Here is a 13,223-nt window from a genome sequence, read left to right as displayed (position 1 = left end):
TTACTTCAATGGGGCAAAGATAATAATACTTGCCTGTTAACGATAGTGTAAAAAGTTTTTTTTATAGAACTATTTTATGGTAATTTGAAGATCTTATTTTTAAATAAAATGATGAAGAAAAAGTTAATAATATTAATACTTTTTACAACTAGCTTTTCTTGTGCTAAGAAACAAAAACTAGAATTGTTGCCAGGAAAATATAGGGCAGTTATTGAAGTTCAAGATAATGAAGAACTGCCTTTTATTTTTGAAGTAGTTTCAAAAAACAAATTAAAGATTTTTAATGCTGAAGAAGTTATTGAAGTAGATGAAATAGAATATTTTAAAGATTCAGTAAAAATTCAAACCCCTGTATTTGAAGGATTCATTGTAGCTAAGTTTGAAGGAAATAATTTAAAAGGACAATTTATAAAAGAAAATGAGGATAAAATTACAAGCTTTAAAGCTGAATATAATAATAGCGCTCGTTTTAATATTACATCTAAGCCGTTAGTAGATGTTAGTGGTATATGGGAAACGATATTTAGTGAAGGTATAGAAGGTGATGAATATATTGCTAAAGGTATTTTTAAGCAAGAAGAAAATAAAGTTACAGGTACATTTAGAACTCAAACTGGGGATTATCGTTACCTTGAAGGAGTTGTAGATGGTGATGAATTACGACTTTCTACTTTTGATGGAGCGCATGCGTTTTTATTTACAGCAAAGATAACTGATAGTACACTACAAGGTGTATTTTATTCTGGGAACCATTGGAAAGAACCTTTTGTTGCAAAGCGTAATAACGATTATGATTTACCAAATGGAGATCATTTAACATATTTAAAAGAAGGTTATGATAAACTAGCATTTTCTTTTCCTGATGCTAATGGAAATAACATTTCTTTGGAAGATGAACGTTTTAAAAATAAGGTGGTTGTAATACAAATTATGGGATCGTGGTGTCCTAACTGTTTGGATGAGAGCAGATATTACACACAATTTTATAATAATCATAAAGATGAAGATGTAGAATTTATAGCCTTGGCATTTGAGTATGCCAAAACAAAAGAGAGTGCTTTTAGAAGTATAAAACGATTAAGAGATAAAATTGGAATTAACTATCCAATAGTACTGGCACAATTTGGAACAGACGACAAAACATTAGCTCAAGAAAAATTACCAATGCTAAATCATATATTGTCATATCCAACTACTGTTTTTGTAGATAAAAAAGGAAATGTTCGTAAAATACATACAGGGTTTGATGGGCCTGCAACGGGAGATAAATACATTACTTTTAAAAAAGAATTTGAAACATTTGTTTCAGAACTTATTGATGAATAAGTATTCTGCAATACATTTAATTTAACGATATTATAACACAAAATAGCTTTCCTTGTGATTATCTTGCTATACTTAAGATAATTAAGCATACTTAATGCAAGTATGCTGATAACTAAACATTTAAAATTGTATCACATGAAAATTTTTACTAACAAAGCAATCTTAACAGTAGCAGTTGGAGTTGCTTTATTATTTACAGAACAAACTACAGCACAAATTACAGTTCCTGCAACAAGTCAAGAAGCAGAAGTAACACAACGTGTAGGGATTACAGATATAACGATCCATTATAATAGACCAACTAAAAGAGGTAGAGCTATTTGGGGAGGATTAGTACAGTATGGATTTAATGATTTAGGGTTTGGAACATCTAAATCGGCACCATGGAGAGCAGGAGCAGATTATAATACTACGATTGAATTTACTCATGATGTAAAATTAGAAGGCAAAGATGTTAAAGCTGGAAAATACGCGTTGTTTATGGCGCCTAAAGAAGATGGTAGTGTAACTATTGTTTTATCGTCTAATACAACTTCTTGGGGAAGTTTTTATTATGATGAAGCTGAAGATGTATTACGTGTAGAAGTGCAATCTAAAGATGTTGAACAAAGTAGAGAATTATTAACATACGAATTTAATACTGTCACTCCAACAAGCGCTACGGCAACTTTACATTGGGATAAAAAAGAAATTCCATTTAAAATTGATGTAGCAGTAACAGATATTGTTATGGCTGGTATTGAAAATGATTTAAGAAACCCTAAAGGGTTTCAGCAAACTACTTGGGATCAAGCAGCTGGATACGCTTTCCGTGCAGGTAATATGGAAAAAGCATTAGAATGGACAAATGCTTCTATTGAGGGGAATTTTTTTAGCAAAGAAAACTTTGCTAACCTATCATTAAAAGCACAAATCTTAATGCAAAGAGGTAATAAAGCTGATGCTATTAAAAGCTTTGAAAAAGCAGCAACTCATGGAGCTAATAATGAAGTGTTTGCATTGGTTAGGCAGTTAATTACTGCAAACGAAAAAGATGTAGCACTTACAATTGCAAAGAATAATTTAAATAAGAACAAAAAAGATTGGATATCTAATTATGCATTAGCCAGAGCATACTCAGCTAAAGGAGATTTTAAGAAAGCACTTAAATCTATGAATATAGCATTTAATGCTGAAGCTACACCGACTCGATTTAAAACACGTTTGAATAATGAAATAGAGAAACTTAAAAAAGGAGAAGATATTAATTAAATTAAGAATTGAAATAACCTTAGGTATTCTAAAAAGTAATTTTTAAGCGTTTTTTATTTTTTAAAAAGATTAAAAATTTTCTTGTTAACAAATATTTAACATTAGTATTCTTATATTTTATATAAATTCGTAGGAAAAGACATAAACTATAGATGTCTATAAATGTTTATGGGAATTTTAATTTAATCAATATTAATTATGCTAAAAAACGTTTTAAATTTAGGAACAGTACTAAAAAGAGAAGAGTTAAAAAAAATAGCTGCAGGAAGTAATTGGACTTGTACAAGGACAAAAACAGGTCATCAAACAGTTTATCTTTCTGGTGAATTTACTGAGAGTTTTGTTGGCGCTTGGGGTGATATTTGGAGTTTAGATGGTTGGAATACTCATTGCACCACAGGTGACTTAGATGAAGGCGCTTCATTTAATTAATAGATTTCTTTGAAGCTACCTTTTTTTTGCAATTAACTGAATTTAGTTTTTAACTTTATGAATGCATAAAAAAGTAATATTTAAAACTAGTCATCAGGGTTAATTAAGGTTAGCTTAAAAAAGGAGAATATATTAACTAATCATAACATTAGATAATGTTTGATTTTAAAAGTCTACGAAATTTATTTCGTAGACTTTTTTGTATACTTGCTTTTCTTTATAAATAGTGTAACAAAAAATAAGATCGTTACACTAACAATCAAATTATAAATACGGTACTATGAAATTAACCATCGAAAATTTAACAAAAACATATAAAAATGGTGTAAAAGCTATTGATAATTTAAATCTAGAAATAGAAGCAGGGATGTTTGGTCTTTTAGGACCTAATGGAGCTGGGAAATCGTCATTAATGCGAACCATAGCAACGTTGCAGTCACCAGATAGTGGAAGTATAGATTTTAATGGATTAGATATCTTAAATAACAAAATAGAGTTTAGAAAAACACTTGGATATTTGCCTCAAGAGTTTGGAGTATATCCAAAAATGAGTGCAAACGATTTACTTCATTATTTTGCTAGCCTTAAAGGGATTACTGATAAGAAAGAACGAAATGTAATAGTAGATAAAGCACTTGAAGTTACTAATTTAAGTAATGTACGTAATAAAAATGTAGCAGGATATTCTGGGGGAATGAAACAACGTTTTGGAATTGCTCAATTATTATTGAACAATCCTAAATTAATTATAGTAGATGAGCCTACGGCTGGTTTAGATCCAGCAGAACGTCATCGATTTTTAAATGTATTGAGAGAAATAGGAACAAACCATATTGTGATTTTCTCTACACATATAGTTGATGATGTAAAAGAACTATGTACAGATATGGCAATATTAAACGGTGGTAGAATACTGGCTCAAGCTACACCTAAACAAATGACGGCTGCATTATCAGACAAGATTTGGATGACAACTATTGAACGAGAAGAAATTGAGCAAATGCAAAAGGATTACAATGTGATTTCCTCTAACTATAATGAAGAAAATATGCTTAATGTGCGTGTTTATGGAGAAACTTCTCCTGGAGCAGCATTTGAAAAAGTAAAACCTACGTTAGAAGATGTTTATTTTACTACTTTAAGTAATGACAAGTTTATTGCTCAATCAGAAATTGCTTAATTATGTTTTCAATAATATTTAGACACGAAATAAAAACGTGGTTTAAGAAACCGCTTTTATATATATACGCAGGAATATTATTCTTATTATCATTATTATTATCAGCATTAGCTGTTGGTGTTTTTGATAGTAATAATGTAACGGTTACAAGTTCTATAAAATTAAATGGAGCAGTAGGTATTTATGGACTATTAGGCTTTTTTGCAATATTAACCTATCTGCTTATTCCATCTATTATAGGAGGAACAATACAGCGTGATTTTAAAAACAACATGCATAATGTATTATATTCTTATCCGTTAACTAAAATAAATTATTTATTAGCTAAGTTTAGTGCAGGGATGGTGATGACACTATTAGTCATTATAGCTAGTATTGTAGGGATTACATTAGGGTTTTATTTGCCAGGAGCAAATCCAGATTTAATAGGACCTTTTAAAATAATGAATTATCTACAACCATTTTTACTTTACATTATACCAAATGTATTTTTTTATGGAGCAATAATATTTGCAATCACTGCTTTTTTACGTAATGTAAATGTTGGCTTTATGTTTGTTTTAGTAATGGTCATTCTACAGTTTGCTGCACAATCTAGCTTGCCTAATATGGAGAATACATTTTGGATTGAATTACTAGAGCCTACTGGAGATAGTGCAACATATAGTCAAATTAAATACTGGACGCCAGAAGAGCAAAGTACACAGCTTATCCCTGTAATAGGTACGTTGTTATATAACCGATTAATATGGTTAAGTATTTCATTAGTAGTGTTTATAAGTGTATTATTTAAATTTAGTTTTTCTCAAAACCCATCTACCTTATCACTTGTTAAAGCTAAAGCACAGCGTGTTGTAAAAAAGAATTTTGGAACCATAGAGAAAATCGTATTGCCAAAAGTTACTCAAAATTTATCTTTTTTAGGCCAATTAAAGACTGCTTGGATAGTCGCAAAATCGGACATTGCTTTTATTGTAAAAGGCTGGCCATTTATAATTATTGCATCTGTAGCTTTTGCACTTACATTGCCTACTATGTTTCTTACAGGGCAAATATATGGTACAGATGTTTTACCTAAAACTTGGGTAATGCTTCAATTTGCAGGAGGGATTTTTAGTGCATTTACCTATTTACTAATATATCTTTATACAGGGTTAATTATGAATAGGGCAAAAACTGCTCATATTAATCAATTGGTAGATACTACTCCTACTAAAAATTGGACTTTATTATTTTCTAAGTTTATAGCCATAGTAGTAATGATAGCAATCTTACTACTTATAGTTATTTTAAGTGGTGTTATTATACAAACTTATAATGGTTTTTTTGAATTTGAATTGCCATTATACGTGTTCGATCTATATATTATTAATATTTGGAATTTTATCCCGTGGATATTGATGTCGTTATTAATTCATACATTAATCAAGAATAAATGGCTGGGTTTGATTGTATTATCAATCATGGGCTTAACGGCTTCAGGTCTGATACCATTATTAGATGTAATAGGTGTAGAGCAAAGTCAATTTATCTTTAATCAAGGCGCTGGATCACCAAGCCCTAGCGATATGAATGGTTATGGAAGTGGATTACCACGATATTTTACATATCGTCTCTATTGGACCTTATTAGGTGTTGCATTATTTGTTTTAGCGATTATGTTCTATCGTCGAGGCATGGGATCAAATATAAGAGAGCGCTTTGCTTTTGCTAAAGCAAGATTTACTAAACCATTAATTAGTGTGATTACACTATGTTTGATAGGCTTTTTTGCAATTGGAGGTTATATCTGGAAAGTTAATAATATTGATAACGAACGTACAACAGGTAAAGAAAGAGAAGAGCGTAGAGTTAATTACGAAAAAGAACTTGGAAAATTCTATAAAGTACCACAACCTAGATTAGTTGCTGTTAATACATTTATGGATATTTTTCCAAAATCAAGGGACTACAAAGCGGGAGGAACATATACATTAGTCAATCAAACAGATGTTATTATAGATACATTACATGTTAACTACCCAAGTCAACCAAATACTATTGAGTTAGATCGCGCTACTGAGATTGTTTATGATCAAGAAAATTATGATTATCGAATGTATCGATTTGATAAACCATTACAACCTGGGGATACACTTATGATGACATTTACTACTCATAATAAACCTAATACATTTTTTGATAATAACAACTCCCCAGTAGTAGGTAATGGTACTTTTATAAATAGCGGTATATTTCCTTCTATAGGATATAATGAGCAAGGAGAATTACGCAATCCACAAGTACGTAAGAAATACGACTTGCCACTTAAAGATAGGTTGCCTGCTCCAGATGCTCCTGGCGCTAGAGATAATAATTATATAGGTGGAAACAGCGATTGGATAGATTTTGAAGCAACGGTAAGTACATCAAACGATCAAATAGCTATAGCTCCAGGATATCTTATTAAGGAATGGGAGGAAGATGGACGAAAGTATTTCCATTATAAAATGGATTCTAAAATCTTAAATTTTTATGCATTTTTAAGCGGACGTTATGAAGTGAAACGAGATGAGCACGATGGAGTGAAATTAGAAATCTATTATCACCCAGATCATCACTATAATATAGATCGTATGATGAATGGTTTAAAAGATGGATTGAATTATTTTAATGATAATTATACGCCTTATCAGCATAGACAAGCTCGCATTATAGAGTTTCCTAGAACCGGAGGGGGATTTGCGCAAGCATTCCCTAATACCATCCCATTTAGTGAAGCTATAGGATTTATTGCTGATGTAGATGATAAGAATGAAGATGCAGTAGATTACCCGTTTAGTGTTACTGCACACGAACTAGCACATCAATGGTGGGCACATCAAGTTATAGGTGCTAATGCTAAAGGAGCTACTCTACTTTCAGAAAGTTTATCGGAATATAGCTCACTTAAAGTGTTAGAAAAAACGAATGGTAAATCACAAATGCGTAAGTTTCTTAAAGATGCCATGGATGGCTATCTTTTGGGAAGAACTGTTGAACAGATAAAAGAAAATCCTTTAATGTATAATGAAAATCAACAATATATCCATTATCAAAAAGGGTCACTAGTATTATATGCAATGAGTGATTATTTAGGAGAAAAGAAATTTAATAATGTAGTGAAACGGTTTGCTGAGAAATATCAATTTAAAGGAGCTCCTTATCCAGTATCAACCGAGTTTGTAGCAGATATTAAAGCAGTTACTCCAGATTCGTTACAGTATGTTATCAAAGATATGTTTGAAACAATAACACTTTATAGAAATAGAGTTGTAGATGTTAACTCTACTGAATTAGATAATGGAAAATATGAAGTGGAGATAGAATTTGAGGTAAGTAAGTATAGGAATAATGATAAAGGAAAACGTTATTATGCTGATAAGGTAGGGGACACACTATCTTATCAAACAGAATCTATGAGACGACCTATCTTATCTGTAATATTGGATGATTATATTGATGTAGGTGTTTTTGGAGAAGATGACGAAGAACTTTATCTTAAAAAACATCATATTACTGAAATAAATAATAAAATTAAAATTATTGTAGATAAAAAGCCTGTTGAAGCTGGTATAGATCCTTATAATAAATTAATCGATACTAATTCTAACGATAATAGAAGAGGAGGGTTATAAAAAATAACTCATTAAAATTATATGGAAACAGTCAAGATATGCTCTTGCCTGTTTTTGTTTTATAAGTGGTTCATTTATTTTGTTTAAATTGAAGCTTTTTTAATTTAAGATCAACTTATGGAGTTTACCACGAATGCGATGTATATTATCGCAATGCTCGCTTTTATTCTTTTTATATCCGATTGGTTGGTTAAAAAACCGTTCTTTAATAAATTCGGAATTGCTTTAACAGTTATTATCCTTACGGCAATTATTGCTAATATTAATTTAGTGCCTAAAAGTGCAAACCCTGTATATGATGGTATTTTTGACTACGTAGCGCCAGCAGCTTTATTTTTGCTGCTTTTGGATGTTAATCTTAGTCAACTTAAAAAAATAGGTTTCCCTATAATATTTGCATTTATTTTAGGTAGTGCAGGTACGGTATTGGGTGTTTTGGTAGCAAGCTTAATTATAAAAGATAGTGCGCATTTTGATGGAGTTTATAATGCTCTAGCAGGAATGTTTGCGGGAACTTACACTGGTGGGAGTATTAATTTTAATGCTGTGGCTTTACATTATAAAGTGGTAGATAAAGGAGTGATTTATACCAATGCTGTAGCAGTTGATAATGTGCTCACAACAGTTTGGTTTTTCTTTACGATTGCTGTTCCTGTAATCTTACAACGATTTTTTCCTCGAAAACAGGCTATAAATAAAGAGAATGATAACACAGAAGGAGAGTTGTCAAATGACGAATCTGAAACTATTACATTAAAATCACTAACCTTATTAATAGCCATGACTTGTATGGTGCTTTTTGTTTCCGATACTATTGCAAAAGCTTTTGCAAATGAAGGTATAATTATTCCATCAATATTGATTTTAACATCATTAGCTTTATTGATGGCACAAATACCAGCAATTTCTAAATTAAAAGGAAATATGTTATTAGGAAGTTGGGCGGTTTATATTTTTCTAGCTGTGGTAGGAGCTTATTGTGATTTTGCTGCTTTAGGTCAATCAGGAAGTTTATCCATCGCATTGCTTATTTTTGTTACAATTATTGTATTTGTACATGGTATCTTTATATATACTGCTGGTGCTTTTACAAAAATTGATTGGCAAATAATTTCTATAGCTTCTCAAGCAAATGTAGGGGGGAGTACTTCTGCCCTTGCTTTAGCCAAGAATTTTAAGAGAAATGAACTCATATTACCAGCAATAATTATTGGATCTATAGGAAATGCATTAGGCACCTATATTGGATTTTTTATAGCAGGATATCTATAAGATTAAATATTAAACCATAACCTTTCATGATTTGTTCTGCAAAGTAAGTAAGGTTACTAGTTTTTAGTATTTTCATCACTTTTTATTGTTTTGCTAATAAATATGCTTTCTTCTTAATAGGTTTTACGTTTATTGACCTTCGGTTATTTTCTTAACCTGTTCAAGTATTTCTTGTATTAGACCTTCAGAATGTTTCTGATTTATTTCATTTACAAACCCTTCGTGTTCCCATTTTAATAAAACCTTATTATGTGTTAATTTTTGAATTTTATATGTTACTAATGCATAATTTTTGGCTGTATCTTCAAGCTTATAAAACTCACTCCAATAGCTGTATTTTAAAAGCTCTTCTTTCTTATTTTCTATAATAGTTCCTTTGTCTATATATTTTTCATCATTATCTTTTCCTTTAAAGACTATCGAGTTTCCTATCTTCCAATCCGTTACTACTTCTGTCTCGAATAAATATAATTTTATTTTCTCTGGATTTATTAAAGCATCCCAAACTTCTTTAGTTTTAGCATTAATCTCTATGCTTTTGGATACTTTCAAATTTTTGTCTATTAGAGTTAGCATTTTTATTCATCTTATTTTTTAGATAAAACTAGTTCTGTTTTTTATAAATTATAGATCCTGTTTTCAATATATTTTCTTTTATTTGAAACCTTCTACCCATAAACCCAGAAAATGGTGATACATAATCTCTTTGAGCTTCATTTAAAGGATAAATTACACCTGGTAAAACCCCCCAATTAATGATATAATAATCTGCCTCTTTTTTAATTATAATTTCTGGCCAGCCTTCATCATTTTTATATTTTCCTATAATTTCATCGTTAAATCCTGAAGCAGATAAATAATTATTAGGTATTCGCTTTAAGTCTTCTATTGTTTTTTTAAACGCTTTATCAAAAATTAGTTTCTCTTCAGAAAAAACCTTCTCAGCATCTACATTATCATTCATTAAGTTGTATGCATAATTTGCAATTAAATGGGGGAGTCCTGCGGCTCTATCGTCATTGCTATAAGCAATGATTCCTAATTTTTTGGATGGGATAAATGACGCATGAAAACTAATCTCTCCCCAGCCACCGAATCGAGTTAGAATGGTATCTTTCATATAGGTAGCAATATCCCAACCCAAACTATATCCGTGCCTTTGGTAAGTAAAATAATTTCTATTTTGTTTAACTAGTGGTTCGTGAAGATCTTTCCAGGCTCCTTTAGATAAAAGAACATTGTCTTGATTAATATTTACCTTCAACCACTTAGAAAGATCATTTAATGTAGATATAACTCCGCCAGCTGCTGTCATCGTTTGATCAGTTTTGTACAGACCTGTTTTAAGAATGCCATTATTTTCATTTTTATGTACAGCTGGACGAATTTTGTTATTGTTAAAATCACTTACGTTAGCACTTGTATTTGTCATACCCAAACGCTTAAAAACAACAGCTTTCATAATATTTTTCCAGGATGTGCCAAATTTCTTTTCAACAATCATAGAGGTTAGTATCGGACCTGTATTAGAATACCTAAATCGACCTGATGGATCTATCATTATTTTGTTACTAGCTGAGGCCAAAAGATCTCCTTGGTCTTGATACCCTAGAAAACTTGTTTTTAATTGAAACATTGCTGAGACAAAGCCTGAAGTATGAGTGAGTAATTTTTTTATAGATATAGATTTATTATCAATTCTCTCGTCTTGTATTAATTCAGGATAATAATCAGCAATTGTTTTGTTGAGGTCAATTTGATTTTGATCTTCCATTATTTTTAAAAGTGTCCCCGTAAAAGCTTTTGTATGTGACGCTATATAAAAAGGAGAATCTTTAGTTAAAGAGGTTTTTTTGCCCTCTATAGCTTCTTTATTTAATAAATAGGAATGTATTAAACCTTGTTCATTAATTACCCCAATAATAAAATCCCCATACATTTTATACTCTTTGTAAATGCTTTTTGTTTTTTCATTAACTTTTGAGAGCTTAGTTGTAAATTCACTATCATTTTTCTGTGATTGAGCATTTGTACACTGAAGAATTATTAAGATTATAACTATTAAAATATTCTTTTTAAAATACATAAGTTTTGAAATTTAATAACTTAAATCTATGTGTTAAGAGATGTTTTTTAAAAAAATAAAGATGCTTGTTGTTATTTATTCGACAGTTGGGAAAATTGAATAAAAAAGTTTATAATAAGAACAGTGAATAGTAAAGAGGGTTATATTTTCTTTTTCTCAATCAACTCATAAACACTATGTCTGTGCTTTTTGCTAATAGAAACTTTTTTATCAAAAATATATAGGTGGTTGTCTTTTAATTTATGAACATTTTCCAAATTCACCATATAGGAATAATGAACTCTTTTAAAATTAGTAGGAAGAATATTTTCTAGTTTTTTTAGGCTATGATATACTATAAAGCGTTCGTTTTCTGTATGAAATATTACATAATCTTTTAACGATTCAATATGCCCAATATCTTCGTATTTTAACCTTATATAAGCCTTGTTACTTTTTATGAAAATAGTGTCATCTTCCAATTTAATTTGATTATTAGAACTTGAATCAAACTTGTTTACAGAAATTAGAAAGCGTTCAAAACTTATAGGTTTTAACAAATAATCTAAAGCATTGTAATCATAACTTCCTGCTCCATAATTTGAATACGCTGTTGTAAAAATGATAGCAGAATTTTGAGATATCATTTCTGCAAGCTTAAACCCATTTATGTCTGGCATTTCAATATCTAAAAATATAAGATCTACACTATTTTTATTAATAAAGGTGATGGCTTCTATGGGGTTATTAAATTTTCCAATAAGATTAATATATTCAACCTTGTTCATGTAATCTTCCAGAAGACTAATAGCCATAGGTTCGTCATCTACAATAATGCAATCTATTTTTTTCATCTCTTTAATTTGATAGATATTCTAAACTTGATGTAAAAGTATTACCTTCATTAATTTCTGTTATTAATGTATGTTTATTTGGGTAAATTAGATCTAATCTCTTTCTTAAATTTCGTAATCCAATAGAGTGTGAATCATTATTCTTTATTCTATTTCTTAGAGGATTTGTCACTTTAAAATGAACTTTATTTTCAAAAGCAATTAATTCAAGATAAACATAATTATGTTTATCTGCTTTTTTAACTCCGTGTTTAAATGCATTTTCTACTAATGTGATTAATAGCGCAGGTGCAATTTGATGTTTATCGATATTTCCATCTATATCAAAACTTACATCTATATTTTTTATACGAATCTGTTCTAATTCTATGTATGCTTTAACAAATTCAACTTCTTTCATTAGAGGTGTTTTTTCTCTACGATCCTTTTCTAACAAATATCGCATCAGATAGGCAAGCTTTTCAACTACTTTAGAGGCTTGATCAGACTTTGTGTTAGTGAGAAATAAAAGATTGTTTAAAGTATTAAATAAAAAATGAGGACTAATCTGTAGTTTCAAATATTTTAACTCAGTTTCTAACCTTTGATTTTCAATCTCTTTTTGTTTTGCTTGTAATTTAAAGAAGTCAAAAGAAAGCTTGATTAAAGAGCTTACAATTACAACTGGAAGCATATCAAAAAATGTATCACCTAATACCAGTAAAAAATCTAAATCTAAATTCTTTCCCATAATTGGAAAGAATTCAATGGTGATTAATCTTTGTGTATGATTGATAATGTAACTAACAAAGACAATTAATACTAATGATAAAAAATATCGTAAATATTTTTTAGATTTTAACACCAAATATGGTAATCCCCATTTTAAATGAGAAAAAACAATCCAAAATAAAAAGATAGAATCAACTACAAATCCAAACAATATTTCTTTAGCTCCAAAAGTTTCATAAAGTCTAATATTTGAAAATAAGCTAACCGTAAGCCAAATATATATATGAACTTTATTTTTTTTTAAGAAAGCTAATTTATTTTGATTCTTCATTTAGAAGCAAAATAATGAATTTTATAGGCTTAATTTATTTTTTTAGATGGCTTGCTATCTTTTTTAGATAATATAATTTAATCGAGTTTATAATTCTTTATATGAAAGCAGTTACTTGAAATTTTTACTAAATTAAAGTGTACAG

10 protein-coding genes are annotated in these 13,223 nt (G+C 29.8%); 6 read left to right on the top strand and 4 right to left on the bottom strand.

The window, feature by feature from the left end:
* Positions 1 to 111 precede the first annotated feature (111 nt).
* From D1817_11620 to D1817_11595, 6 genes are all read left to right on the top strand, one after another.
* Complete coding sequence (locus D1817_11620) at positions 112 to 1,326, top strand: TlpA family protein disulfide reductase (GenBank protein ID AXT20512.1); 1,215 nt, start codon at positions 112 to 114, stop codon at positions 1,324 to 1,326.
* Positions 1,327 to 1,428: 102 nt separating this feature from the next.
* The gene (locus D1817_11615; GenBank protein ID AXT20511.1) at positions 1,429 to 2,577 is read left to right on the top strand and encodes a DUF2911 domain-containing protein; all 1,149 of its coding nucleotides are present in this window, start codon (positions 1,429 to 1,431) and stop codon (positions 2,575 to 2,577) included.
* A 198-nt stretch (positions 2,578 to 2,775) separates the two neighbouring features.
* On the top strand, positions 2,776 to 3,009 hold the full coding sequence (locus D1817_11610) for a hypothetical protein (protein ID AXT20510.1): 234 nt from the start codon (positions 2,776 to 2,778) through the stop codon (positions 3,007 to 3,009).
* Positions 3,010 to 3,289: 280 nt separating this feature from the next.
* A complete protein-coding gene (locus tag D1817_11605; protein ID AXT20509.1) occupies positions 3,290 to 4,189 on the top strand; it encodes an ABC transporter ATP-binding protein in 900 nt (299 codons plus the stop codon).
* Positions 4,190 to 4,191: 2 nt separating this feature from the next.
* Positions 4,192 to 7,845 carry a hypothetical protein gene (locus D1817_11600; protein ID AXT20508.1) on the top strand — a complete coding sequence of 1,218 codons (3,654 nt, stop codon included), beginning with the start codon at positions 4,192 to 4,194 and terminating at the stop codon, positions 7,843 to 7,845.
* A 117-nt stretch (positions 7,846 to 7,962) separates the two neighbouring features.
* Positions 7,963 to 9,117: a DUF819 family protein gene (locus D1817_11595; GenBank protein ID AXT20507.1), complete on the top strand. Its 1,155-nt coding sequence runs from the start codon at positions 7,963 to 7,965 to the stop codon at positions 9,115 to 9,117.
* 129 nt (positions 9,118 to 9,246) lie between these two features.
* Here the strand turns inward: D1817_11595 and D1817_11590 are convergent, their stop codons facing one another.
* From D1817_11590 to D1817_11575, 4 genes are all read right to left on the bottom strand, one after another.
* A complete protein-coding gene (locus tag D1817_11590) occupies positions 9,247 to 9,693 on the bottom strand; it encodes an SRPBCC domain-containing protein (GenBank protein AXT20506.1) in 447 nt (148 codons plus the stop codon).
* A gap of 28 nt (positions 9,694 to 9,721) precedes the next feature.
* Positions 9,722 to 11,203 carry a class C beta-lactamase-related serine hydrolase gene (locus tag D1817_11585; GenBank protein ID AXT20505.1) on the bottom strand — a complete coding sequence of 494 codons (1,482 nt, stop codon included), beginning with the start codon at positions 11,201 to 11,203 and terminating at the stop codon, positions 9,722 to 9,724.
* 140 nt (positions 11,204 to 11,343) lie between these two features.
* A complete protein-coding gene (locus tag D1817_11580; GenBank protein ID AXT20504.1) occupies positions 11,344 to 12,036 on the bottom strand; it encodes a DNA-binding response regulator in 693 nt (230 codons plus the stop codon).
* 4 nt (positions 12,037 to 12,040) lie between these two features.
* Positions 12,041 to 13,078 carry a hypothetical protein gene (locus D1817_11575; GenBank protein AXT20503.1) on the bottom strand — a complete coding sequence of 346 codons (1,038 nt, stop codon included), beginning with the start codon at positions 13,076 to 13,078 and terminating at the stop codon, positions 12,041 to 12,043.
* Positions 13,079 to 13,223: the final 145 nt, after the last annotated feature.

The organism is Flavobacteriaceae bacterium (assembly GCA_003443635.1).
Classification (GTDB): domain Bacteria; phylum Bacteroidota; class Bacteroidia; order Flavobacteriales; family Flavobacteriaceae; genus AU392.
Note: the sequence above shows the minus strand (reverse complement) of the source record. Positions and strands in the feature narration are given on the sequence as shown.

Coding starts and splice junctions, on each gene's coding strand:
- D1817_11580 (AXT20504.1), bottom strand. CDS start 12,036: ATGAAAAAAATAGATTGCATTATTGTAGATGACGAACCTATGGCTATT.
- D1817_11605 (AXT20509.1), top strand. CDS start 3,290: ATGAAATTAACCATCGAAAATTTAACAAAAACATATAAAAATGGTGTA.
- D1817_11610 (AXT20510.1), top strand. CDS start 2,776: ATGCTAAAAAACGTTTTAAATTTAGGAACAGTACTAAAAAGAGAAGAG.
- D1817_11615 (AXT20511.1), top strand. CDS start 1,429: ATGCTGATAACTAAACATTTAAAATTGTATCACATGAAAATTTTTACT.
- D1817_11595 (AXT20507.1), top strand. CDS start 7,963: ATGGAGTTTACCACGAATGCGATGTATATTATCGCAATGCTCGCTTTT.
- D1817_11600 (AXT20508.1), top strand. CDS start 4,192: ATGTTTTCAATAATATTTAGACACGAAATAAAAACGTGGTTTAAGAAA.
- D1817_11575 (AXT20503.1), bottom strand. CDS start 13,078: ATGAAGAATCAAAATAAATTAGCTTTCTTAAAAAAAAATAAAGTTCAT.
- D1817_11620 (AXT20512.1), top strand. CDS start 112: ATGAAGAAAAAGTTAATAATATTAATACTTTTTACAACTAGCTTTTCT.
- D1817_11590 (AXT20506.1), bottom strand. CDS start 9,693: ATGCTAACTCTAATAGACAAAAATTTGAAAGTATCCAAAAGCATAGAG.
- D1817_11585 (AXT20505.1), bottom strand. CDS start 11,203: ATGTATTTTAAAAAGAATATTTTAATAGTTATAATCTTAATAATTCTT.